The 22,370-nt window shown below is 64.1% G+C and carries 23 protein-coding genes and 1 pseudogene; 14 read left to right on the plus strand and 10 right to left on the minus strand.

Annotation, left to right across the window (positions count from 1 at the left end):
- Position 1 precedes the first annotated feature (1 nt).
- From L21_RS10805 to fhcD, 10 genes are all read right to left on the minus strand, one after another.
- Positions 2-970 carry an isocitrate/isopropylmalate dehydrogenase family protein gene (locus L21_RS10805; RefSeq protein WP_074370480.1) on the minus strand — a complete coding sequence of 323 codons (969 nt, stop codon included), beginning with the start codon at positions 968-970 and terminating at the stop codon, positions 2-4.
- Positions 948-1,769: a DUF7714 family protein gene (locus L21_RS10810; RefSeq protein ID WP_074370481.1), complete on the minus strand. Its 822-nt coding sequence runs from the start codon at positions 1,767-1,769 to the stop codon at positions 948-950. The genes L21_RS10805 and L21_RS10810 overlap by 23 nt, the downstream gene beginning before the upstream one ends.
- Entirely contained in the window at positions 1,766-2,236 is a 471-nt protein-coding gene (locus tag L21_RS10815) for a LeuD/DmdB family oxidoreductase small subunit (RefSeq protein ID WP_074370482.1), read from the minus strand. Before L21_RS10815 ends, L21_RS10810 begins: the two co-directional genes overlap by 4 nt.
- A complete protein-coding gene (locus L21_RS10820; RefSeq protein WP_074370483.1) occupies positions 2,236-3,447 on the minus strand; it encodes an aconitase/3-isopropylmalate dehydratase large subunit family protein in 1,212 nt (403 codons plus the stop codon). Before L21_RS10820 ends, L21_RS10815 begins: the two co-directional genes overlap by 1 nt.
- Complete coding sequence (locus L21_RS10825; RefSeq protein WP_074370484.1) at positions 3,444-4,574, minus strand: homocitrate synthase family protein; 1,131 nt, start codon at positions 4,572-4,574, stop codon at positions 3,444-3,446. Before L21_RS10825 ends, L21_RS10820 begins: the two co-directional genes overlap by 4 nt.
- The gene (locus L21_RS10830; protein ID WP_074370485.1) at positions 4,546-5,805 is read right to left on the minus strand and encodes a thiamine pyrophosphate-dependent enzyme; all 1,260 of its coding nucleotides are present in this window, start codon (positions 5,803-5,805) and stop codon (positions 4,546-4,548) included. Before L21_RS10830 ends, L21_RS10825 begins: the two co-directional genes overlap by 29 nt.
- Entirely contained in the window at positions 5,802-6,773 is a 972-nt protein-coding gene (locus L21_RS10835; RefSeq protein ID WP_074370486.1) for a radical SAM protein, read from the minus strand. Before L21_RS10835 ends, L21_RS10830 begins: the two co-directional genes overlap by 4 nt.
- Positions 6,755-7,648 carry a methanogenesis marker protein 11 gene (mmp11, locus tag L21_RS10840; protein ID WP_074370487.1) on the minus strand — a complete coding sequence of 298 codons (894 nt, stop codon included), beginning with the start codon at positions 7,646-7,648 and terminating at the stop codon, positions 6,755-6,757. The genes L21_RS10835 and mmp11 overlap by 19 nt, the downstream gene beginning before the upstream one ends.
- Positions 7,632-8,588 (minus strand): tRNA(Ile)(2)-agmatinylcytidine synthase, encoded by a 957-nt coding sequence (locus tag L21_RS10845; protein WP_074370488.1) that lies wholly within the window; start codon positions 8,586-8,588, stop codon positions 7,632-7,634. The genes mmp11 and L21_RS10845 overlap by 17 nt, the downstream gene beginning before the upstream one ends.
- A 661-nt stretch (positions 8,589-9,249) precedes the next feature.
- Positions 9,250-10,158: a formylmethanofuran--tetrahydromethanopterin N-formyltransferase gene (gene fhcD / locus L21_RS10850; RefSeq protein ID WP_074370489.1), complete on the minus strand. Its 909-nt coding sequence runs from the start codon at positions 10,156-10,158 to the stop codon at positions 9,250-9,252.
- Between the two features lie 613 nt (positions 10,159-10,771).
- Between fhcD and L21_RS10855 the strand changes: the two genes are divergently transcribed.
- From L21_RS10855 to ndk, 14 genes and pseudogenes are all read left to right on the plus strand, one after another.
- A complete protein-coding gene (locus L21_RS10855; RefSeq protein WP_074370490.1) occupies positions 10,772-11,050 on the plus strand; it encodes an indolepyruvate ferredoxin oxidoreductase subunit alpha in 279 nt (92 codons plus the stop codon).
- Positions 11,051-11,059: 9 nt separating this feature from the next.
- Positions 11,060-12,229 carry a 4Fe-4S binding protein gene (locus L21_RS10860; RefSeq protein ID WP_074370491.1) on the plus strand — a complete coding sequence of 390 codons (1,170 nt, stop codon included), beginning with the start codon at positions 11,060-11,062 and terminating at the stop codon, positions 12,227-12,229.
- A 10-nt stretch (positions 12,230-12,239) separates the two neighbouring features.
- Complete coding sequence (hdrC, locus tag L21_RS10865; RefSeq protein WP_074370492.1) at positions 12,240-12,821, plus strand: CoB--CoM heterodisulfide reductase subunit C; 582 nt, start codon at positions 12,240-12,242, stop codon at positions 12,819-12,821.
- Between the two features lie 4 nt (positions 12,822-12,825).
- On the plus strand, positions 12,826-13,728 hold the full coding sequence (hdrB, locus tag L21_RS10870) for a CoB--CoM heterodisulfide reductase subunit B (protein ID WP_074370493.1): 903 nt from the start codon (positions 12,826-12,828) through the stop codon (positions 13,726-13,728).
- A gap of 11 nt (positions 13,729-13,739) precedes the next feature.
- Positions 13,740-15,758, plus strand: coding sequence for a CoB--CoM heterodisulfide reductase iron-sulfur subunit A family protein (locus tag L21_RS10875; protein WP_074370494.1), 2,019 nt, complete (start codon positions 13,740-13,742; stop codon positions 15,756-15,758).
- On the plus strand, positions 15,759-16,184 hold the full coding sequence (locus tag L21_RS10880; protein ID WP_067074763.1) for a hydrogenase iron-sulfur subunit: 426 nt from the start codon (positions 15,759-15,761) through the stop codon (positions 16,182-16,184). It abuts the gene before it with no gap.
- Between the two features lie 42 nt (positions 16,185-16,226).
- Entirely contained in the window at positions 16,227-16,628 is a 402-nt protein-coding gene (locus L21_RS10885; RefSeq protein WP_074370495.1) for a molybdopterin dinucleotide binding domain-containing protein, read from the plus strand.
- A complete protein-coding gene (locus L21_RS10890; protein ID WP_074370496.1) occupies positions 16,625-17,938 on the plus strand; it encodes a formylmethanofuran dehydrogenase subunit B in 1,314 nt (437 codons plus the stop codon). The genes L21_RS10885 and L21_RS10890 overlap by 4 nt, the downstream gene beginning before the upstream one ends.
- A 3-nt stretch (positions 17,939-17,941) precedes the next feature.
- Positions 17,942-18,934 (plus strand): annotated as a pseudogene (locus L21_RS10895) (formylmethanofuran dehydrogenase subunit A); the annotation flags it as partial.
- Positions 18,909-20,594, plus strand: a complete 1,686-nt coding sequence (locus tag L21_RS10900) for a DUF2298 domain-containing protein (protein ID WP_463508165.1) — start codon at positions 18,909-18,911, stop codon at positions 20,592-20,594. The pseudogene L21_RS10895 and the gene L21_RS10900, both read left to right, overlap by 26 nt.
- A 182-nt stretch (positions 20,595-20,776) precedes the next feature.
- Positions 20,777-21,145 (plus strand): 50S ribosomal protein L7Ae, encoded by a 369-nt coding sequence (gene rpl7ae, locus L21_RS10905; RefSeq protein ID WP_074370497.1) that lies wholly within the window; start codon positions 20,777-20,779, stop codon positions 21,143-21,145.
- 8 nt (positions 21,146-21,153) lie between these two features.
- Positions 21,154-21,363 (plus strand): 30S ribosomal protein S28e, encoded by a 210-nt coding sequence (locus L21_RS10910; RefSeq protein WP_011843564.1) that lies wholly within the window; start codon positions 21,154-21,156, stop codon positions 21,361-21,363.
- Positions 21,364-21,365: 2 nt separating this feature from the next.
- On the plus strand, positions 21,366-21,557 hold the full coding sequence (locus L21_RS10915; protein ID WP_054848180.1) for a 50S ribosomal protein L24e: 192 nt from the start codon (positions 21,366-21,368) through the stop codon (positions 21,555-21,557).
- Between the two features lie 5 nt (positions 21,558-21,562).
- Entirely contained in the window at positions 21,563-22,012 is a 450-nt protein-coding gene (gene ndk / locus L21_RS10920) for a nucleoside-diphosphate kinase (protein ID WP_074370498.1), read from the plus strand.
- Positions 22,013-22,370 lie beyond the last annotated feature (358 nt).

The following is a 22,370-nucleotide window of genomic DNA, read 5'->3' on the forward strand; positions in this document are numbered from 1 at the left end:
CTTAGGCCTTCCCCCGCCCGACCTCGCGGAGCACCGCCGCCCCGAACTCCCGGGTGCCGGCGGTCCCGCCGAGGTCGGGTGTCCGGATGCCTGCACGGAGCACCCGGTCGACGGCCTCCTCGACAGCCGCCGCGGATGCGGGATCGCCGAGGTGTTCGAGCAGCATTGCGGCGCTCCGGATGGCCGCGATGGGGTTTGCGACGTTTTTGCCCGCGATATCGGGGGCGCTCCCGTGGACGGGCTCGAAGAGGGCAGCACGCTTTCCGATGTTCGCGCTCGGGAGCATCCCGAGCCCCCCGACAAGGTAGGCGGCGGCGTCGGAGAGGATATCGCCGAAGATGTTGGTCGTCACGATCACGTCGTAGCGGTCGGGGTGCATCAGGAGGTCGAGGCAGAGCGCGTCGATGTAGCAGAGCGTGCAGGGAACCCCCGCCCGGGCGGCCTCCGCGGTGCAGACCTCGACGAAGAGGCAGTCCGACTTCAGCACGTTCGCCTTGTTGCCGACGGTGAGACGGCGGCGGGACTTCGCGAGGGTGCAGGCGTAGCGGGCGATACGCTCGCTCCCCCGGCGGGAGACGACCCGGACGGTGCAGGCGCGGTCGGGTTCCGTCCACTCGATGCCGGAGTAGAGCCCTTCGGTGTTCTCCCGCACGATGACGACGTCGACCCCCTCGCCCCGGATCGGGCGGACGTTCGCGTAGAGGTCGAGAGCATGCCGGATCTGGAGGAGAACGCTCCGGTATTCGGGATCGGGCGGCGTCGTGACCGCCCCGAAGAGGATAGCGTCGGCCGACCGCAGATCGGCGATCGTCTCATCGTCGCAGGCGCTCCCGGTCCGCTCCCACCGGCCGTATCCCACCTCGACGTCGAAGAACTCGATATCCGGACGCACTGCCGCGAGGATATCGCGGGCGACGGGGACAACCTCGCGCCCGATGCCGTCGCCCTCAACGACCGCTACCTTCACCATCCCGTCTCCTCCACGCGGTTGCGACCTCTCTCGCCGCCGTCGCAATCTCCCAAGACGACGCTCCCCAGTGAACCACCGCGCCGAAGAGGCCGTTCCAGAGGCCGAGACCGGCACGCTCGCTCCTGCAGCACCGCGCGATGAACGGCTCGGCCGCAACCTTCTCAAGCGGGCAGATGGTCTCCACGGCGACCTCTTCGCCGTAGCACTCCCGCAGCAGTTCCCGTGCCGTCAGGCACCCCGCCACGCGGTCGCCGGGCCGGAGCGGGTCGGCGTCGACGGTGCGGGGGAACCCGGCCGCCCGGCAGGGGTAGACGTCGGCTTTGATCTCGCGGATGTCCCGGACGTGGTGCTCGAAGACGACCTCGAGGTCGCCGAAGAGCCCGGTTCTCTCGAGGTCGCCGAGCGTGGCCGAGAGATGGGGGCGGGGCGGGGTGATGTCGTAGACGTGGACGCGGAGGAAGGCCGAGAGGTCCGGGTCGAGCACGAACGTGGTCTGTTCCCCGTGGCCGCAGAATACGGTGCACCGGTACCCGGACCGCATTGCTTCCTGTACTAAGAATGTTCGATCCTGAACGTTCACGCGTTCCGGGTAGCGGTAGACATCGTCGCCGGAGGCGAGCACCCGGGCCGAGAGAACGTCGCGCATCAGGCCGGTTCCGTTCGGGTCGGTCTCCACCTCAAGCACCTCGGTGCCGCCGGGAGTCTCCCGGACGAGGTAACGCGAGAGGAAGTAGGCCCGCTTTCCGCACGGCGTGCCGTTCGCGGATCCGACAAACTTGCAGTGGGGCGGGAAGATCATCGGCACGACCTCCAGTAGGGAACCAGCCCTCCGGCCCGGAGGATGGCGACCATCTTCTCCGAGAGCGGGCGGGCGGGATACCGCATCCCGTCCACCTCCACCCACCCGCTATCGAGGTCGAAGGCGACGCGGGAGCCGTCGGTGCAGGCGACGGAGGCCTCGACCACCGGCAGGCCGACGTTGACGGCGTTCCTGAAGAATATCCGGGCGAACGACTCCGCGACGACTGCGACCACCCCGGCCTCGCGGAGGGCGACCACCGCCTGCTCGCGGGACGACCCGCACCCCATGTTCCTCCCGGCGACGATGACCGAGCCGCGGATGCGGCCGGCGAGCGTCGGGTCGAGGTCCTCGAAGACGTGCTCCGCCCAGACGGAGCGGTCCTTCGTCCGGAGGTAACGGCCGGCGATGATGAGGTCGGTGTCGATATCGCGCCCGAGGCAGATCGCTGGTCCAGCGCCCTGCATCACGCCACCTCCGGCACGGTTATCACACCGGTGATCGCGCTCGCTGCGGCGGTGGCGACCGACGAGAGGTAGATCTCGCCGCCCACGCCCATCCGGTTCTTGAAGTTCCGGTTGGCGGTGGAGAGGCAGACCTCCCCCTCCCCGAGCACCCCGGCATGCGCCCCGAGGCACGGCCCGCACCCCGGCGACCCGACGACACAGCCGGCATCCACGATATCGGCGAGAACCCCGGTGGCGATTGCCCGGGCAAGCACCGCCCGCGAGGCGGGGAAGACCAGGGTGCGGACGGCCACCTTCTTCCCCCGGACGATGCGGGCGAACCGGGCAAGGTCCTCGTAGCGGCCGTTCGTGCAGGTCCCGACGAAGACCTGGTCGAGGTGCGTGCCCGCGACCTCCTCCGCCTCCCGGACGGTATCCACCCGGTGCGGGACCGCGACGAGCGGCACGATATCGTCGAGATCGATCTCGACCGTCCGTTCGTAGCGGCAGTCCTCCGGCACCTGGGACGATGCCGTGACCCCGTAGTCCGCAAGGTAGCGGACGGTGACGGGATCGGCATAGAACATACCCGTCTTCGCCCCCGTCTCGACCGCCATGTTCGAGAGGGTCAGCCGCCCGTCCATGGAGATCGTCGCCGCCCCGTCGCCCGTGAACTCCAGCGCCCGGTAGGTCGCCCCCTCCATCCCGAGGTCTGCGACGTAGGCGAGGGCGACGTCTTTCGGCTCCGCAGGACCGGAGAGCCGTCCTGTGAGATTGACCGCGATCGTCTCCGGGACGCGGAACCACGTCTCCCCCGAGGCCCAGATCGCCGCCATATCGGTCGCTCCCACCCCGGTGGCGAACGCGCCGAAGGCACCGAGGGTGCAGGAATGGGAGTCGGCGCCGACGAGGATCGTGCCGGGCCGGACGACCCCTTCGCTCATCACCTGGTGGCAGATCCCCCCGCCGGCATCCGAGAGCGCGATCCCCGAGACCCGGGCATACTCCCTGAGCTCGGCCTGGAGCGTCGCCGTCGTCCCGGTGTTCGCCGGGACGATGTGGTCGAAGACCAGGCGCAGGCGGTCGGGGTGCGGGAGCCGCTTCACCCCCATCTCCCGGAGCGCTTCGTGCGCGAGAACACCGGTTCCGTCGTGGGCGAAGGCGATATCGACCTCGCGGTCGACATACCTCCCCGCCGGCGCCCCGAGGATCGCTTCGGAGAGCGTACTCACTGAAGGATACCCCCCTTCGCCTGCCGGAGGAACCCACAGAGCACCTCAGGGGTGACGCTGCACTTCCCCTCGCTCCTCTGTTTGATCTGCTCGAGCACCCATCGTGCCTCGTCGTCGGAGAGGTCGAACCCGTAGGCCTGTGCGATGTGGTCGAGCGCCTTCCTCCCCGTATGCTTCCCGAGGACGAAGCGCCTCTCACCGCCCACCAGTTCCGGCGGGACGTACTCGTAGGTCGAGGGGTCGCAGAGGATGGCGGCGATATGGATGCCGCTCTCGTGGGCAAAGGCGTTCTCGCCGACGATCGGCCGGGTGCGCTCCGGGGCAACCCCCGAGCACCGGGCGACCAGGCGCGAGACCTCCTGCAGGCGGCCGAGATCGTAGCGGTCGACGCCGCCCTTAAGCCGCAGGACGGCGAGCACCTGTTCGAGCGCCGCGTTCCCTGCACGCTCCCCGATGCCGTTGACGGTGGTGTGGAGCTGGAACGCCCCGGCGGCCGCGGCCGTGACGGTGTTCGCCGTCGCAAGCCCGAGGTCGTTGTGGCAGTGGATGCAGAGCGGAAGCGGGGCGGCATCGAGGAGGCGGGTGACGACCGCATGAGTCTCGAGCGGCGTGAGGCAGCCGACGGTATCCGCGAAACTGACGTAGTTCGCACCGCGCTCGACGCCGCGGGTATACATCTCGACGAGAAACGCCGGGTCGGTTCGCGAAGCGTCTTCGGCGGCGAACCTGACCTGCACGCCGTGGTCGGCGGCGAACTCAACCATATCGAGGGCGCCGTCGAGCACTTCTTCGCGGGGTTTGCGGTACTTGTGCCGGATGTGGAGATCAGAGGTCGCGAAGAATATGCTGACCATATCCACGTCGCAGTCGAGCGCCGCCTCGATATCGGGCTTGAGCGCCCGTGCGAGGCAGCAGACCCGGGCAGATAGGCCGGCCCGGGCGATGGCCGCGACGCATTCCTTCTCCGCCGCGGAGACCACGGGAAACCCGGCCTCGATCACCTCCACGCCGATCTCGTCGAGTAGTTGTGCAATCGCCGTCTTCTCATCACGGGTAAACGAGACGCCGGGAGTCTGCTCCCCGTCTCGCAGCGTTACGTCACAGATCTCGATATGCCACGGTTTCATGGGTCTCACCTTCAGGGCAGGCGCCTTCGATCACCACCGTTCGGGGGCCTTCATCCGGGAGGACGAGGGCCCGGCGAAGCGCCCCGATATCGTCTGCGGCGCAGACGACCGGGTTCGCCCAGGCGATGTAGCGAAGGATCTCGGGGACGGGGTGGCCGCCGGTCATCCCCATCCGGTTGTTCGCAAAGACGATACAGAGGAGCGGGAGTTTGCGTTCGTAGACGTCGATGAGGGCGTTCAGGCCCGAATGCAGGAGCGCGTAGTCGCCAATGAGCGCGACGCCCGGACCGGTCGCGGCCACGGCGACCGACGAGCCGAGGCCGTAGGTGGCGATGCCGATGCGGTACGGCGGGTTCATCGCGAGGATTGCGCACCCGGCATCGCAGGCCGCCCGCAGCCCACGTTCGCGGAGGATGGCAAGGGCCGGGTGGAACGGGCAGTCCCGGCAGAACGTCCGGTAATAGCCCCGGGTGGAGAACCGTTCCGGCTCCCCGGCGGGCTCGGGCGGGGCGAGCAGCCGGTGCTCCCGGAGGAACGGGCGGCCGGTCTCGTGGAGCGAGGCGAGCACGTCCGGGTCGGCTGGCGGCGGATAGACGGTGACGGCACGGTATCTGCCGCCCGAGAACCGGTTGAGAGGAGAGGAACGCGACCAGGCAAACATCTCCGCGGTCCGGCGGTCGGCCACCAGCGCCCGCCCGGTCATCGTGAGCCCGGGGTCGGCGAGGCATCCCTCCCGGCGCCGCCGGGGAGGGGAGAGAGGTTCGGGCACGTCCGCGTCCAGGAAGGCGGGCGTGACCCTGACGATGGCGACCCTCGAGAAGGTCTCCGATGCCTCGAACGCCGCGTCGACGGCAAGGCCGAGCGTCTCGCCGTCGGGCTCCAGCACCGGAACCCGGGCCACCTCGCCGTAGTAGCGGGAGTCCTGCACGACGTCTGAAGCCGCCGCGCCGACGTCGTCGGCGGCGACGATCACGACGCCCGACCGGAGGCCCTGGGCGGTGGCGTGAACGAGCGGGTCGGCACAGGCGTTGAGGCCGACGTGCTTGACGAAGACGGCGGCCCTCCGCCCGGAGAGGGAGTCGCCGAGGGCGTACTCGAGCGCCGTCTTCTCGTTGACGGTGTTCGAGGCCCCCGCCAGGGCGGCAACCTCCGATACCGGGTAGCCGGGGACGGCGTAGCAGCGGTCTGCCGACTGCCGGATCGCCCGGGCGAGCGCTTCGGTGCCTTTCATGCGTCCCTCCCCGGCGTAAGATCGCACCCGGTGCACGCCGCACACATCGTCAGCGCCCGGCGGGGATCGAGCCCCGCCCGGCGAAGGATCTTCCTGTGAATCTCGAAGAGCGAGAGCAGCCGTTCGGCGGAGGGGCGGGGGCGGTCGGCGAGAGCCGCCGCCGGGGTGAGCGGGCGAAGAACCGGGATAACCCCGATGGCGGCGAGGTCTTCCATCACCCGTTCCAGGTCGTCGTCGGTCTCCCCGAGACCGACGATGACGTTCGAGTAGACCCTCCCCCGCCCGAAGAGCGCGACGGAGGCCGAGAGCGATTCCCGGACCCCCTCCCACGAGAGCCCGGGGCACATTGCCGCGAAGAGTCCAGGGGTCGCCGTCTCGATGTTGAACTTCACCTCGACGACGCCGAGGGCGTGAAGCCGGGCCGGGGTCCCGGGGCAGGGGTAGATCGAGACGCCGATGGGGAGATTGAACGGGCGGAGCGCCGCAACGACCTCGAGGACATACGCCTCCTCCTCCTCGATCGAGGAGGCGACGCCGCTCGTGATCGAGATGGCATCGATCCGGTCGGCGACGCTCTCGACCATCCGGACGATCTCGGCGACCTCCTTCCGCCGGCCGGGGAGGTCCGGCACCGGGCAGTAGCGGCAGTGAAAGACGCAGGTCCCGCTGACCGTGACGTAGGCCTGGCGGGGGCAGTGGAGGGCGGCAGGTTCGAGCCGGCCGGCGACGACTTCGCCGTCGAGAAGGAGGTCGGCCGCGCCGCCACCCCGGTGGACGATCTCGATCGGGCTGTTATCGTCGATGCCGGCGCGGAGACGCCGGCCGCCGCCGGGAGAGAAGAAGAGAGAGCCGGGCGTGCCGGCCGAGGGGCCGGCGGCGGAGCGGGATACGTATTCGTCCGAAGGCTCGCCGGAGAGGCGAACGGAGCCTGTCTCAAGCACCCGGGCTTTCAGCCGAATCCATTCCATAGCGCCAGCGCCTCCTCGTATCGCGTGTAGAACGGGATCGCCGCAACCGCCCCGATCACGCCCCGGCCGTCCATGACGACGGAGAGACGTTCGTCATCAAGGGCGGCAAGGTCGGCGGCCGAGACCTCGCCCCGCTTCACGCGGCAGCCGAACTCTTCGAGCGGCGAGGGGTCGAACCCCCGCCAGACCGCCATCCCGGTCTCGTCCGAGAGGGTGTACTCTTCGAGGAGAACGCGGTAGTTCCTGATCAGCCCCTCGGGATCGGAAGTGGCGAACTCGCAGGCGATGGCGACGCAGTTCTTGGTCCGGTAGGGGACGGGGTAGAGCTGAACGATGGTGTGAGAGAGGTAGCGCGAACGGTCGTCCTCGACGGCGCGTGCGATGTTATGGGCAAGCGTCCAGGTGGCGCCCTCTTCAGGGGTGTCGGTGTCGTCGATACCGACGATCACCCGTTCGCGGCGGGGAAGCCAGACGGTTGAGCCCGCGAGCCGTCCGCCGCCGGCAGGGTCGCTTACGCAGCGGACGACGCCGCGAGCGCCGGCGCGGCAGACCGACGCCCCCACGCCCCCGCCGCCGAGACCCCGGTAGGTGACGGCGATCTCGTCTCCTTCGACAATGACGGCGGCGATCCCCGCCGGGAAGACCGAGCCCTCGAGCGCGAGGTCGGCGCTGCCGGCAGAGAGGAGGTAGCGGTTGGTCGCCCCAACGGTGCGGACGGAGCGGACGAGCGGGCTCTGTGCGTAGTGGCGCTTCACCCACATCGCGCCGCCGGTGCAGTCGAAGAACTCGACGAGTTCCACCTGCCCGCCGCTCTCGTCGGCCACCGCCACGATCTGCGGGTATCGTATCGTATAGGGATCAGAGAGTCTCTCCATAGAGTCCAGCCGCCTCAACGCCTTTGTTCCCCCAGAGAACGGCGCCCAGCGCTCCGATCCGCCCCTTCCGACCGGTCAAGTCGATGAATCGGACGCCCATCCGGGCAGCCTCTGCCTCCGCGTCGTCGACCGTAAGGAGTTCGGTCTTGACCCGCTTCAGGTAGGGCGACTCTTCCGCGAACGCGATCCCCCGGTAGACAGCGATGCCGGTGTCGTTGCTGACCGCTCCCGACTCGACGAAGTCGCGGACGTACTCGAGGAGTTCGTCCACCTTCCCGGGGCGAACCGCGAAGTTCAGGGCGGAACCGACGCAGTTGGTGGTCTTCTTCGGGACCGCGGGGTTCAACTGCACGAGGCGCATGTCCAGGTACTCGACCCCGGGGATCGTGCAGCCCTCGGCGCACTTGAGCGCGAGCACCCACGTGGCGCCCTCCTCGCGGGTATCGGTGTCGTCGATACCGATCGTCACCTTCTCATACAGCGGCGATACGATCCGCACCCGGCAGACCCGGGCGCCGCCGATCTTGAGATCGTCCTCGGTCGGATACTCCGCCCGGATCACGCCCGGCGCCTGCGGGAGGCAGGCGGCGACGCCGACGCCTGCTCCGGCGATCCCCGACCAGGTTGTCACCACCTCGTCCCCGACGACCTCGACTCCCTCAAGCGCCTGGCCGCCGATCTCCTGGCCGGCAGCCCCGAAATTCGCCGGGGATACGCCCAGCCGGGCAAGCATCGTCATCGTCGTGCCCTCGACGTGGCAGGACTCGACCGCACCCTTTGCCCGCACCCGGTTCGCCGCGTCCCACTCGATCGTCCCCCTGGCCCGGCAATGCTCGCGGATCTCCGCAAGACCGGCGTTCTGATCGACCATGGCAAGGAACTTCATCGAGAACAACGGGCCGAACCGGGCCCTGACCTCATCGGGTGTGAGCGTAATCATGATGTCACCGGAATTATCGTTAACAAGAATGTCGTTGATAACGGTATTTAAGGGGATCGATCGGGCGGGGCGGGGCGGCGGAGAACGGCCTCCGGGGAGGTGGCGAGAGGGGAAAGGGGGTTATTCCACGCGGGTGAGGGGGGCCGGGGCGGGGGGTGGTTCTTTCATAGTGGGGATCGACTGGGTGGTGGAACTGCCGGGAGGCCAAGCGAATTCGAATTTCGGACGGTTAGTCTATCATGCCTTCGGCCAACTATCACTACGCTCTCGGGACTCAAGCTCCTGCCCTGCAGCCAGTCGTACTCACATATCATTCCTGGAACATCGCTTACCCCGATGCACGGATTTCGTGGGCATATCGCCACGCACTGCCCGCCCCCCAGGGGGCGGGAGGAGCGCGAAGCGCGGGTGGTGGGGGGCTGTAGGTAAAACTTTACGGGGTAGAGACAGGGGAGGGGGCTGCACCCCCTCCCCGTCAGCCCCTCCCGCGTGGCGATATCCGATGGAAAGCCGTTGAAGGGCAAGTGAGGTACAGAATATTCCAGGTTCTAGACAGTTGAAGGAGTTCGAAGCGTGATTGATGGAAGTCTTCACCAGCCCATACCCTCAACAGCATGAGCAAACACCCACCAGCCCCAAAGAGCCACAAAAAAAAAGAGATTCAGAGGTAGTCCGCAAGGACGTCCTTCAGGTCGAACTTGAACGGCCCGAGGCTGCCGCCGAAGTTTCCGGCGCTGATGAACTTCACGCCCGGCACCTTGGTCGCCGCCCGGATGCCCTCGGCCATCGCGGTCTTGATCGAGTCCTCGTCGACGCCGTCGATGACGATCTCGTAGATGGCCTTGACGCCCTCGGGGACCTTGCTGCCCTCAACTTTATCCTTCAGCGTCGGGCAGTAAGCCTCGTTCGTGCTTGCGCCCATGAACTTGTACTTCTTGCTCCCGACCTTCGAGCCGCTCGCGACGATGCCGCCGGGGAAGGGCGTGATGACGCCGCAGACGCCGCTGATGGCGTCGACAGCTGCCTGGGCGGCCGTCAGAGCGGCCATCTGGTTCTCGCCCATGATGAAGAAGTTGCCGCCGGCAACACCCTTGACGGCGCCGAACTCCTCCTCGCCGATGTACTCGCCCTCCATGATCGGGATGGCCCAGACCGTCCTGCCGCCGACCTCGCGCTTCTCCTCGTAGCCGTCGCCGAAGAAGTGCAACTTGACCGGGAGTTTCTCCGGGACCTCGGCGACGACGTCGGAAAGACCGTCGAAGACCGCCGTCGTCGGCGCGGTGAGGATGCACTCGGCGAGGCGCTCAACGACCTGCTCTTTGAGTTTCTTCTTGCTCGCGCAGATCATGATCGCATAGCCGGGCCGCCCGTCGGGGGTGTCGTCGGGGGAGACGAAGCAGTCGATACCCGCCTCCGCAGGACACCCGATGGTCGAGGTGGCAAACCCTACGGCCTCCACTGCCGCCTTGTATGCCCATTCCTCGGTGACCGCGGTGATGATCGGCCGCGCCACCCAGGTCGGGAACGCCTCTGCATAGGTATCATCTATAGTAACGCCATTCAGTTCCATGGATAGAATACACCTCGTTTGCTACAGTGTCACAATGTGGACAGAATAAGGTTTCTTTTTTACCCGGGCGTGCGCAACGGGCCGGCCCCGGGCTTCATGCAACAAGACGGCGTGCAGCACCCGCCGCGCCGGCCGCCTGCCGGAAAGACCATCCGGGATGCGGCACGAGGAGCGCGGGCACAGAATATAGCCGGCTTCCGAGGCAATCTAAGGTTTCCACACGAAGAGTGAAGAGTCGACGGATACAGAAACGGTCACCGCTCAAGCCGCGCAAGGTACAACGGACCCTCCCGATCAAGCGGACGGCCGGTCCCACCCCTCCGGGCGGCGTTCCTGCACGCCCTCGACGCTACCGGGCCGGATCGACCACCGATTTTCACCAGAAACCCCGATTTCATATTTACGTCTTTTGATCCGGCATCATGCCTGAAAGCCCGTATAGTAAAGAGATTTCGATGATCGGGTTGACATAACAACCAATTTAATATATAATATTTGACGGATAATCATAGTTCTGAAATATAAGGCTGCCGGATTTCAGAAAGTTTATGTATATTCTTTGACAATTCTTTTTATATCGATTTTTAATCGATCAGATCTGGTGCGTGATACCATGGCATTTGCATTGCACATCAATATGGAACGATGTACAGGCTGCAACAACTGCGTGGTGGCATGTCCGGTCGACGCTCTCGAGCTCTACACTGAGGATCCAGCAACCAAGGATAAGATCTACAAGGTCAAAGACGGCAAAGCCGTCATCCTTGACTTCAACTCAGAGCTCTGCGCCGGTTGCGGCGTATGCGTCCAGGCATGCCCCTATGGAGTCATCAAGCTTGCAGGACCGTGGGAGAGCCGGGCCAAGGCCCGAAAAGCGGAAGCCCAGGAGTGATACTAAAATATGGCACTGTTTCCAAAGTATTCCAAAACGCGGGAAGGCCAGAACGTCGTCATGGAGCAGAGGCTCCTGAAGGCGGTCAACAACCTGATCCTGAACGCCGAGACCTGTACGGGCTGCGGCATCTGTGTCGATGCCTGTCCCGAAGAGGCGATCGTGCTCGGACCCGTCGGTGCAACACGCCGCGGGGCCATCGACTACGCCGAACCCGTCGACGTCAACCCCGAGAAGTGTTCGTACTGCGGCGTCTGCGTCATCATGTGCCCCTTCAACGCGATGACACTCAAGGTCGACGGCGAGGAGCGCCTCCCGATCCTTGAGCAGGAGGGATTCCCCACCTACGACATGGTCACCGTAATCGACGAAGAGAAGTGCGACCGGTGCACCATCTGTGAGGAGGTCTGCCCGAGAGACGCCATCAACCGCGACGTCCCCGCATTCGAGGGCGGCGACGAGGCCGGCAGGCCGCGCCAGACCGCACTGCAGACCAAGACGACGTTCACCGTCGACACCGAGAAGTGCGACGTCTGCGGTATCTGCGGCGAACTCTGCCCGAGCATCACCGTCGTTCGCAAACCCGCGAACCCCGAGACCGGCAAGGTCGAAGGCGATGTCCAGTGGGAGGAGAGCACCTGCGACGGCTGCACGATCTGTGTCGAGGCCTGTCCCCAGGATGCAATCACCCTCGAACGCGAGATCATCGGCACCAGGCTGCCCGGCAAGGTCGAGATCGAGCAGGACAACTGCTGCACCTGCACGTGGTGCGTCCAGTCCTGCCCGGAGGAGGCAATCACCGTCGAGAAGATCTTCGAGGGAGAGATCGAGATCAACCCCGAGAAGTGTCCCGGCGGCTGCTCGACCTGTGTCGAGGTCTGCCCCTGCAACGCGCTCTACCTGCCGACCCCTCTCCCTGCAAAGGAGATGAAGGGTCAGATTGAGCCGAACATCGCCATCAACAAGGACTTCTGTATCTTCTGCGGCGCCTGCGTCAACGCCTGCCCGAGCGAAGATGCGATTGTTCTCCGGCGGACTGCTATCAGGATGCAGGACAAGGATACGGACCTCTTTAAGAGCATCAAGGAGAAGCTGCTCACCACACGGACATCGAAGGTGAAGGAGACCACTCCCGGAGAGGTCGAGATCAAGCATCTGGGAAAACCGGAAGAGGCGTGAGGGATAGTCAATGGCAGTAAAGAAAGACTACAAGGACCAGAAACTCGCTGAGAAACTCCGGGACAGGAAGTACTACATTCCTGACAGCAACCCCGAGTTCATCAAGGATGTGGAGAAGATCGGGCAGACGGCCGCCCACATGTGCTACCAGTGCGGCACCTGCACCGGTTCGTGCCCCTCGGCACCCCGGAGTTCGTACCGTATCCGGCTGTTCATGCGCAAGGCAATCCTCGGTCTCGAGGAAGAGGCCCTCACCGACCCGGACCTCTGGCTCTGCACCACCTGTTACAGCTGCACCGACCGGTGCCCCCGCGACCTCGCGCCGACCGACGCAATCATGGCGATGAGGAACCTCGCGTTCAAGCGGGACATCGTTCCGCGCAACTTCCTCCAGACCGTCCAGCTGATCTACAAGAGCGGGCACGGCGTCCCGAACAACGACGCAAACCGTGCAGCCAGGAAGAAGCTCGGACTCGAGGAGGAGCCTGAGACGACGCACAAGTACCCCGAGTACCTGCCCGGCATCAGGAAGATCATCGACCACTACAAACTGAAAGAGAACGCGGACAGGATTCTCGCGGAGGGAGAGTGAAACCATGAGCGGAAATAATCACCAGTACGCATTCTTCCTCGGGTGCATCGCCCCGAACCGGTACCCCGGCATCGAGGCTGCGGCCATTCAGACCAGCAAGAACGTCGGCATCGACCTTCTGCCCCTGAAGGGTGCAAGCTGCTGCCCGGCACCGGGTGCGTTCGGTTCGATCGACCTGAACGTCTGGTACGCGATGGCGGCCAGAAACGTCGTGCTCGCCGAGCAGATGAAGATGGATATCGCCCTGGTCTGCAACGGGTGCTACAAGTCGATCTGGGAAGTCAACCACAAACTGAAGCACAACGACGAACTCCGCGACGGAGTCAACGAGGTGCTCAAAGAGATCGACATGGAGTTCAAGGGAACCGTCGACGTCTGGCACCTCGCCGAACTCTACTACGACCCCAAGGTCGTGGGCGTCAAGAAGATTGCAGACAGCGTCAGGCGCCCTCTGACCGGCGCGAAGGTCGCCGTCCACTACGGGTGCCACCTGATGAAGCCCGGCAAGGAGCGGCACTTCGGCGACACCGAGAACCCGATGTGGATGGAAGAACTCGTCGCCGCGCTCGGAGCCGAACCGGTCCAGTACCGCAATAAGATGCAGTGCTGCGGTGCCGGCGGCGGTGTCCGTGGATACGACCTGACACACGCTCTCGACATCACGAACGAAAAACTGATCAACCTGCAGGAAGTAGGCGCGGATGCGCTGACCGAGGTCTGTCCGTTCTGCCAGCTCCAGTACGACAGAGGACAGGTCGAGATCAAGGACAAGTTCGGCATCGAGTGGGGGCTCCCCGTCCTGCACTACAACGAACTCCTGGGACTTGCTCAGGGCATGAGCCCGGACGAGCTTGCACTCGACCTTCATGCCGTCGATGTTGAGCCGTTCCTGAAGAAGATCCTCTGAGGTGCAAATACATGGCAGAAGTCAAGAATAAAGAGGCAAGGATTGGCGTTTTTCTGTGCCACTGCGGTACCAATATTGCAGGTACCATTGACATCGAGGCAGTAAAGGAATACGCCAAGACAATCCCGAACGTCGTCGTCGCTGACAACTACGCGTATATGTGCTCGACCCCCGGGCAGAACAAGATCGCAGATGCCATCAAGGAGCAGAACCTGACCGGAGTCGTCGTCGCGGCCTGTACGCCCCGTCTGCACGAGCCCACGTTCCGTAACGCAACCGCGGCGGGCGGCCTGAACCCCTTCCGGTTCGAGATGGCGAACATCCGCGACCAGAACTCGTGGGTGCACATGCACCAGCCCGAGGAAGCTACCGAGAAGGCGAAGGATGCAGTCAGGATCGCCGTAGCAAAGGCGTCCCTGCTCGAAGACCTCGTCCCGAAGAGCGTCCCCGTCGAGAAGACTGCGATGGTCGTCGGCGGCGGTGTCGGCGGCATGCAGGCAGCGCTCGACCTTGCGAACGCAGGCATCAAGACCTACCTCGTTGAGAAGAGCCCGACGATCGGCGGCAGGATGTCCCAGCTCGACAAGACCTTCCCGACGCTGGACTGCTCGCAGTGTATCCTTACCCCGAAGATGGTGGATGTTTACCGCAACGAGAACATCGAACTCCTCACCTACACCGAGGTCGAGGCGGTCGAGGGATACATCGGCAACTTCGACGTGACCCTCCGGAAGAAGGCACGCGGTGTCCTCACCCCGGCAGAGGCGGAAGCCCGCGGCATCGTCGGCGGCGGCTGTACCGGCTGCGGCGACTGTGCCGAAGTCTGTCCGGTCATCAAGCCGAACCCCTTCGAGCTCGGCATGGCGCCGAGAAAGGCGATCTATATCTACCACCCGCAGGTCTCCCCGCTGATCTACACCGTCGACTTCGACGCCTGCGTCAAGTGCGGTCTCTGCGTCGAGTCGTGCGGCGACAAGAAGGCGGTCGACCTCGATGCGAAGGACGAACTCATAACCGTCAAGGTCGGCACCGCCATCCTCGCCCTGGGATACGACATCTACCCCATCGAGAAGAAGTTCGAGTGGGGCTACAAGAACTACGACAACGTCATCACGTCGCTCGAGTTCGAGCGGCTGATCTGTGCGTCCGGACCGACCGGCGGTCACCTCATCCGCCCGAGCGACGGCGAGACCCCGAAGAAGATCGCGTTCGTCCTCTGTGCAGGCTCCCGTGACAACACGGATACCGGCAAGCCGTACTGCTCGCGGTTCTGCTGCATGTACTCGCTCAAACACGCCCACCAGATCATCGAGAAGATCCCCGGCGCGGTGCCCTACATCTTCTACATGGACATCCGGTCCTTTGGCAAGATGTACGAGGAGTTCTACTACCGTATCCAGAACGAGGGTGCGAAGTTCATCCGCGGCAGGGTGGCAAACATCACCGAAGACCCGGTGACCAAGAACCTTCACGTCAACGCGGAGGACACGCTCCTCGGCCGGCCGATCGACATGGAAGTCGACATGGTCGTGCTCGCGGCAGCCATCCAGCCCTCGGCCGAGACCGAGAAGACCCGCAGGCTCTTCGGTGTCTCCTGCTCGCAGGACGGCTGGCTCCTTGAGGCTCACCCGAAGCTGAACCCGTGCGGAACCACCACGGCCGGCGTCTACCTCGCCGGTGTCTGCCAGGGACCGAAGGATATCCCTGACACGGTCGCCCAGGCTGAGGGTGCGGCATCCGCGGCATCGATCCCGATTCACCGGGGTGAGGTGGAGCTCGAGCCCTACTTCGCCCAGTGTCTTGAGGACAAGTGCGCCGGATGCGGACTGTGTGTCAACCAGTGCCCCTACCAGGCGCTCTCGCTCGTCGAGAAGGACGGACGCACAGTCATGCAGGTCACCGAGGCCAAATGCAAGGGCTGCGGCACCTGCGGCGGGTTCTGCCCCGGCGGTGCAATCTGGATGCAGCACTTTGCAAGCCCACAGATCGTCGCACAGATCGACGCATTCCTCCTCGGAGGTGAACAGTAAATGGCAGACGAAAACTGGAAACCCAAGATCATCGCCATCATCTGCAACTGGTGTTCCTACGCCGGTGCAGATCTTGCAGGCGGCGCCCGTATTCAGTACCCGCCCGACATCCGTGCCATCCGCGTGATGTGCACGGGTCGGATCGACCCCCTCTTCATCCTGAAAGCATTCCAGGACGGGGCGGACGGCGTGCTGGTCTCCGGGTGCCACTTCGGCGACTGCCACTACCTTGAGGGCAACTACAAGGCAGCCAAGAGGATGTTCCTCTTGAAGAGTGTCCTCAAGAACATCGGTCTTGACGACAAGCGTCTCAGGATGACCTTCGTCTCTGCATCAGAGGGTGCAAAGTGGGGAACGGTCATGACGGACGTCGTCAAGACCATCAACGAGCTCGGTCCGAGCCCGCTCAAAGAGTTTGCCAGATAATAATATAATAATCCAATAATAACAGACAGGGGATAAATAACAATGGCAATCAGAGTGAATTTGATTACGGGTCGTACCATCCAGCAGGGGGTGTCCATGGAGGCGGGGAAGGAAAAACCCGCCTACACCACCGCCTGCGGGATCATCGAACTCGACCCGGCGGACTTTAAAAAGCTGGGAGCTTTCCGCAACACGAACGTACGCGTCACAAGCAAGTACGGCAGTGTCATCGTCAAGGCGGTCGAGGCGACCCAGGGCCCTCATCCGGGTGTAGCATACATCCCGATGGGGCCGTGGGCAAACATGGTGGTCAATCCGAACACCTACTCCACCGGCATGCCAACGTTTAAGGGTACGCCTGTTGAGGTGGAGGTCGCCAAGAACGAACCCGTCCTCAGCTCGCTGGAACTGGTGCGCAAGGGGTGCAGGGGTGAACTAGCATGACCAAGACTGTAACCGACGTTATCTGCCCGTTCTGCGGGACGCTCTGCGACGACCTTGAGGTCGTCGTCAGCAACGATGGACAAGAACTCCTCGAGGTCTACAACGCCTGCGCCATCGGTGCCGAGAAGTTCCTCCACTCCCAGGCCAAGGACCGTATCACCCGTCCCCGCATGCGCCAGGAGGACGGGTCCTGGAAAGAGATCTCTTACGACGACGCGATCGAGTATACCGCCCGGATGCTCACCGATGCAAAGAAGCCGCTGATGTACGGCTGGAGCTCCACGAACTGTGAAGCCCAGGCCGTGGGCTCAGAGATCGGCGAGCTTGTCGGAGCGGTCATGGACAACACGGCGACCGTCTGCCATGGCACGTCGCTTATCGCGGTTCAGGATATCGGCATTCCGAGCTGCACGCTCGGTGAGGTCAAGAACCGTGCCGACCGGATCCTCTTCTGGGGATGCAACCCGGCACACGCCCACCCGCGGCACATGTCCCGCTACTCGATCTTTCCCCGCGGATTCTTCACCGGCAAGGGCCATACCGGCCGGAAGGTGATCGTCGTCGACCCGCGGCCCACCGACACCGCAAGCGTGGCGGACGTCCACCTGCAGGTCGAGCAGGGGCGCGACTACGAACTCCTCAACGCATTCCGCGTGGCGTTCAAGGGCGAGCAACTCCCCGACGTCGTCGCCGGCATCCCGAAAGAGAAGATCTACGAGGCCGCCGAGACGCTCAAGAGCGGCCGGTTCGTGATCATCTTCTTCGGCATGGGTGTGACCCAGTCGCTCGGGAAGAACCACAACATCGACGAGGCCATCGCGGTCACCCGTGACTTAAACGAGTACACGAAAGCGGCCATTATGCCGATGCGCGGGCACTACAACGTCACCGGCTCCGGCCAGGTCTGGGGCTGGCTCTTCGGGTTCCCCTATGCGGTGGACCTCTCCCGCGGATTCGCCCGCTACAACCCCGGCGAGACGACCTCCAACGACCTGCTCCGCAGGGACGAGGTGGACGCCGTCTTCGTCCTCGGCAGCGACCCCGGCGCGCACTTCCCGTTCAGCTCGGTCAAGAAGATCTACGACCGCCCGTCGGTCGCGATCGACCCGCACGAGACCCCGACCACCGAGGTCTGCAGGGTCCACGTCCCGGTCGCCTTCGTCGGCGTCGAGGTGGGCGGGTGCGCATACCGGATGGACAACGTGCCGATTGAGACCAGGAAGGTTGTCGAACCTCCCGAGGGCATGATGACCGATGAAGAGTTCCTGAAACACGTCCTTGCGCGTGTCAAGGAGATCCAGGGGGAGTAAGCGATGGCAGAGTATCTTATCAAGAACGGGTTCGTTTTCGACCCGGTTCTGGGGATCAAGGGCGACAGGGTCGATGTCGCCATCAAGGACGGCAAGATCGTCGAGACGACGGCTCTCAGCAGCCCGAAGGTCATCGATGCCGCCGGTAAGACCGTTATGGCCGGCGGTGTCGATATCCACGCCCATGTTGCCGGCCCGAAGGTCAACATAGGCCGCAACTTCCGCCCCGAAGACAAACTCTTCGGCTACAAGGCAAGAAGCGGTATCGAGCGGATGCAGGGCGGGTTCTCGGTCCCGACAACGATCCGGACCGGGTACAACTACGCACGCATGGGGTACACGACCGTGATGGAAGCGGCCATGCCGCCGCTCTACGCCCGGCACACCCACGAAGAGATGCGGGACACCCCGATCCTCGACCAGGGTGCCTACCCGGTCTTCGGGAACAACTGGTTCGTGCTCGAGTACCTGAAGAACCACGAGATCGAGAACGCCGCCGCCTACATCGCCTGGCTGCTTCGCGCCACGAAGGGTTACGCCGTCAAGGTCGTCAACCCCGGCGGCACGGAAGCCTGGGCCTGGGGCCTGAACTGCGAGAACGTTCACGACCCGGTTCCCTACTTCGACATCACCCCGGCCCAGATCATCAAGGGTCTCATCGAGGCGAACGAGTACCTGGGTCTCCCGCACTCGATGCACATGCACGCGAACAACCTCGGGAACCCCGGCAACTACACGACGACGCTCGACTCGTTCAAGCTCTCCGAGGGGATCAAGCCGAACAGCAAGTTCGGCCGCGACCAGGTGATGCACCACACTCACGTCCAGTTCCACTCCTACGGAGGCGACTCCTGGGCGAACGTGGAGTCGAAGGCGAAGGAGATCATGGACTACGTGAACTCGCACGACAACATCACCATCGATATGGGTCAGGTGACGCTCGACGAGACCACGACGATGACCGCTCGAGGTGCGCTGGATCAACCCGACCATCTCCTACGCCGAGAAGTTCATGGACCACGCGATCCTCGCCTCGATCATGCGGGTGCCCGCCGTCCCGCCGCTCGATCCCTGGTACGCCGGGGGGACGCTGGACGTCTACTACTACCTCGGCTACTGGACGGGCGGGGCGCTCGGGCTTGTATCCGGCGTGCCTTCGACGGTCGCCTTCAACCTCGCGCTCCCGACGGTGCTCGGTCTTGCCGTCGTTGCGCTCTACGCTCTCGGGTACCTCCTCCTCGACCGCCACCGGTGGCTCCCGGTGGTTGCGCTCTTCCTCCCGAACCCCTCAGCCTTCTATCACATCCTCATCGGGGACGCCTGGTTCGATGTCCTCTGGGGGAGTACCCGGACGATCGAGAACACCATCAACGAGTATCCCCTCTTCTCGATGCTCTGGGGCGACGTGCACCCGCACGTCATGAGTTTCTTCAACCAGGGGTTCCTGCTCTTTCTCCTGGTCTTCGCCTACCTGCGGTGGGGAGAACTCTCCATGCGGGGGAGGGCAATCCTCTGCGGGCTTGCCGCCCTCTCCCTCGGGTCGATGCCCGGGTTCAACTCCTGGGACGTGCTGGTCTACGCCCCGGTCACGCTGGTATTCGGCCTCCTGATATGGCGGCGCTACGGGAACCTTCGGCCGGACAGCCGGAAGTCCTGGATGGTGCTTGCAACGGTGCCGCCGTTCGCGATATTGACGTATCTTCCATTCTACCTGCAGCTCAACAGCCCCGGCGTCGCGGGAGTCGCAATCGTCCCCACGCCCTCCGCACCGGCGGAGTTTCTCCTGGTTCACGGGTTCTTCCTCGCGGTGCTGATCGCCTACTGCGCCCCGGATATCCGGAAGCGCCCCTACCTCCTCATCGCCGCGGTGCCGTTCGTGCTCGCGGGCTACCCGGCCGCGGCCATCGCCGCCGTCCCGCTGGTCTACCTCGCCGCCCGCCGCCGTTTTACGGCAGTCGAAACGCTTGCGATGCTCGGGCTTGCGATCGTCCTCGTCACCGAGCTCATCTACCTCGTGGACAACATGGGAGAGACCTACTTCCGGATGAACACGGTCTTCAAGTTCTACCTTCCCGCGTGGTTCCTGATGGGGACGGCGAGCCTCGTGGTCCTCGGGGAGTGGCTCCGGGGCACCGGGATCGACCGGCGGATCCCGGAGAGGATGGAGAAGGCGCTCCCGGTGCTGGCCGCGGTGCTGCTCCTCATCGCACCCTTCGCGATCAACGTCGACTTCGGCTACGGGAGCCACACCCTCGACGGAGCGGCATACCTCGAAGGCTCGAACCTCTCCGATGCGGCGGCGATCGCGTTCCTCCGGACTCTCCCCGGCGACCACGTCATCGTCGAGGCGGAGGGCGGCGACTACACCTACTACTCGCGGGTTTCGTCGTTCACCGGGATCCCGGCCGTCATCGGGATGCCCTTCCACGAGTACATGTGGCGGGGCGACGAAGGCCGCATCAGCGAGCGGAGCGCCGATGTGCGGACGATCTATGAGCAGCCCACCCGGACCGTCGACCTTGCGCGGGCATACAACGCCACCCTGCTCTACGTGGGTGCGGCAGAGCGCGAGCGCTACACCGTCTCGATCCCGACGGATGCGCTCGAACTCATCTATGACGCACAAGGAGTCCAGATCTACCGGATCCCTGCATAAACCGCCCGCGACGACGTCCATGCGGGCCGGCGCGAAAACAGCGGAACCCTGCCCCCGAAAAGGGGGTAGAATGACAAACCTTTATCACTCCTCTTATTGACATAATACAGCGCATTCGATCAGCTACGCTACTGATGAATGATGACGGAGCAGCAGAGGGCTGCACCCGAACGAGGTGAGTTATGGCAAAGGCATACGTAAAATTCGAGATTCCGGAAGAGATCCAGAATAAGGCCCTTGAAGCCCTTGAGATCGCAAGGGACACCGGTAAGGTGAAGAAGGGGTCCAACGAGGCAACAAAAGCAGTCGAGCGGAACATTGCCCAGCTGGTTCTCATTGGTTCGGACGTTGAGCCAGAAGAAATTGTGATGCATCTGCCGCTGCTCTGCGAGGAGAAGCAGATCCCGTTCGTCTACATCTCCAAGCAGAACGACATCGGCTCCGCAAGCGGCCTCGAGGTCGGTTCGGCAGCCGCCGCGATCGTCAAGTCCGGCAAGGCAAAGGACCTCGTCGAAGAGATCGCGAAGCAGATTGCTGCACTGAGAGAGTGAGGTAGATTATGGCAAACGACGGAACGCCCGCAGAAGTTATCGAGATCATCGGCATGACCGGGATGCATGGCGAAGCCCAGCAGGTCAAGTGCCGGGTTCTCGACGGTCCGAACAAGGGGCGGATCATCACCCGCAACACGGTGGGCCCGATCAGGGAGGGAGACATCCTTTCGCTGCTCGAGACCGAACGTGAAGCGAAGAAACTCTCGAGGCGGTAACCATGGTCGACAAGTACGTCTGCACGTTCTGTGGAGAGGTTCTGGAACCCGGAACCGGCAAGATGTTCGTCAAGAAGGACGGAACCATCTACTACTTCTGCAGCACCAAGTGCCAGAACAACTACAGGCTCGGCCGGGTGCCGCGCCGCGTCGAGTGGACTGCGGCCGGACGGAAAGCCCGCGGTAAAGAGTGATCGGGATGGACCGCACCTTCGTGATGGTCAAACCCGACGGCGTCCAGCGCGGGCTCGTCGGGGAGATCGTCTCCCGGTTCGAGGCGAAGGGCCTCAAACTCGTCGGGGCGAAACTCGAACTCCTCCCCGAGGAGCGGGTCGTCGAGCAGTACCGCGAACACCTGGAGAAGCCCTTCTTCCCGGGCCTTAAGGCCTACATCATGAGCGGACCCTGCTTCCTGATGGCCTGGGAGGGGAAGGGCGTCGCCGCGGTCGTCCGCAGGATGGTCGGCGCCACCAACCCTGCAGAGGCCGAACCCGGTTCAATCCGCGGCGACTTCGCGCTCGATATCGGGCGGAACGTGATCCACGCTTCCGACTCCCCCGAGAGCGCCGCCCGCGAACTCGGCATCCACTTTGCACCGGGCGAACTGGTCGATTACTCCCGGATCGACGAGCCCGTTCTCTACGAGTAAACGGCAGAGCCGCCGGGTTCCGGCGGGAGCCGTTTCTTTTTCCTGGAAAATTTGTTGCGGAGCGGTGCGTGGGGTTCTTGCTTCCGCGCGGATTATGGGATATCGCCCGGATCTTTGGCTGCACAGCGCCGGGTTACTGGAGTTGTGTATGAAACAAAGGAATTTGCACTGATAGTCCCTATATAGGGAAGAGTTTTGGGGTGAGTTGCGGCAAAGCGGTCAATACGAGAAAAGACCCCGTGCAGTGGACCGTGGGGATATCGCCACGCACTGCCCCCGCCCCTCAGGGGCGGGGGAGGAGGCCGAAGGCCGGGCGGGGTGGGGGTTACAGGTATGGTTTTAGGAGGGGAGACAGGGG

This window comes from Methanoculleus chikugoensis, from assembly GCF_900095385.1.
Taxonomy (GTDB): domain Archaea; phylum Halobacteriota; class Methanomicrobia; order Methanomicrobiales; family Methanoculleaceae; genus Methanoculleus; species Methanoculleus chikugoensis_A.

What these genes read in the sequence shown, in the direction of transcription:
- L21_RS10805 (WP_074370480.1), bottom strand. Translation starts at nt 970, where the DNA reads ATGGTGAAGGTAGCGGTCGTTGAGGGCGACGGCATCGGGCGCGAGGTT.
- L21_RS10810 (WP_074370481.1), bottom strand. Translation starts at nt 1,769, where the DNA reads ATGATCTTCCCGCCCCACTGCAAGTTTGTCGGATCCGCGAACGGCACG.
- L21_RS10815 (WP_074370482.1), bottom strand. Translation starts at nt 2,236, where the DNA reads ATGCAGGGCGCTGGACCAGCGATCTGCCTCGGGCGCGATATCGACACC.
- L21_RS10825 (WP_074370484.1), bottom strand. Translation starts at nt 4,574, where the DNA reads ATGAAACCGTGGCATATCGAGATCTGTGACGTAACGCTGCGAGACGGG.
- L21_RS10830 (WP_074370485.1), bottom strand. Translation starts at nt 5,805, where the DNA reads ATGAAAGGCACCGAAGCGCTCGCCCGGGCGATCCGGCAGTCGGCAGAC.
- L21_RS10835 (WP_074370486.1), bottom strand. Translation starts at nt 6,773, where the DNA reads ATGGAATGGATTCGGCTGAAAGCCCGGGTGCTTGAGACAGGCTCCGTT.
- mmp11 (WP_074370487.1), bottom strand. Translation starts at nt 7,648, where the DNA reads ATGGAGAGACTCTCTGATCCCTATACGATACGATACCCGCAGATCGTG.
- L21_RS10845 (WP_074370488.1), bottom strand. Translation starts at nt 8,588, where the DNA reads ATGATTACGCTCACACCCGATGAGGTCAGGGCCCGGTTCGGCCCGTTG.
- fhcD (WP_074370489.1), bottom strand. Translation starts at nt 10,158, where the DNA reads ATGGAACTGAATGGCGTTACTATAGATGATACCTATGCAGAGGCGTTC.
- L21_RS10855 (WP_074370490.1), top strand. Translation starts at nt 10,772, where the DNA reads ATGGCATTTGCATTGCACATCAATATGGAACGATGTACAGGCTGCAAC.
- L21_RS10860 (WP_074370491.1), top strand. Translation starts at nt 11,060, where the DNA reads ATGGCACTGTTTCCAAAGTATTCCAAAACGCGGGAAGGCCAGAACGTC.
- hdrC (WP_074370492.1), top strand. Translation starts at nt 12,240, where the DNA reads ATGGCAGTAAAGAAAGACTACAAGGACCAGAAACTCGCTGAGAAACTC.
- hdrB (WP_074370493.1), top strand. Translation starts at nt 12,826, where the DNA reads ATGAGCGGAAATAATCACCAGTACGCATTCTTCCTCGGGTGCATCGCC.
- L21_RS10875 (WP_074370494.1), top strand. Translation starts at nt 13,740, where the DNA reads ATGGCAGAAGTCAAGAATAAAGAGGCAAGGATTGGCGTTTTTCTGTGC.
- L21_RS10880 (WP_067074763.1), top strand. Translation starts at nt 15,759, where the DNA reads ATGGCAGACGAAAACTGGAAACCCAAGATCATCGCCATCATCTGCAAC.
- L21_RS10885 (WP_074370495.1), top strand. Translation starts at nt 16,227, where the DNA reads ATGGCAATCAGAGTGAATTTGATTACGGGTCGTACCATCCAGCAGGGG.
- L21_RS10890 (WP_074370496.1), top strand. Translation starts at nt 16,625, where the DNA reads ATGACCAAGACTGTAACCGACGTTATCTGCCCGTTCTGCGGGACGCTC.
- rpl7ae (WP_074370497.1), top strand. Translation starts at nt 20,777, where the DNA reads ATGGCAAAGGCATACGTAAAATTCGAGATTCCGGAAGAGATCCAGAAT.
- L21_RS10910 (WP_011843564.1), top strand. Translation starts at nt 21,154, where the DNA reads ATGGCAAACGACGGAACGCCCGCAGAAGTTATCGAGATCATCGGCATG.
- L21_RS10915 (WP_054848180.1), top strand. Translation starts at nt 21,366, where the DNA reads ATGGTCGACAAGTACGTCTGCACGTTCTGTGGAGAGGTTCTGGAACCC.
- ndk (WP_074370498.1), top strand. Translation starts at nt 21,563, where the DNA reads ATGGACCGCACCTTCGTGATGGTCAAACCCGACGGCGTCCAGCGCGGG.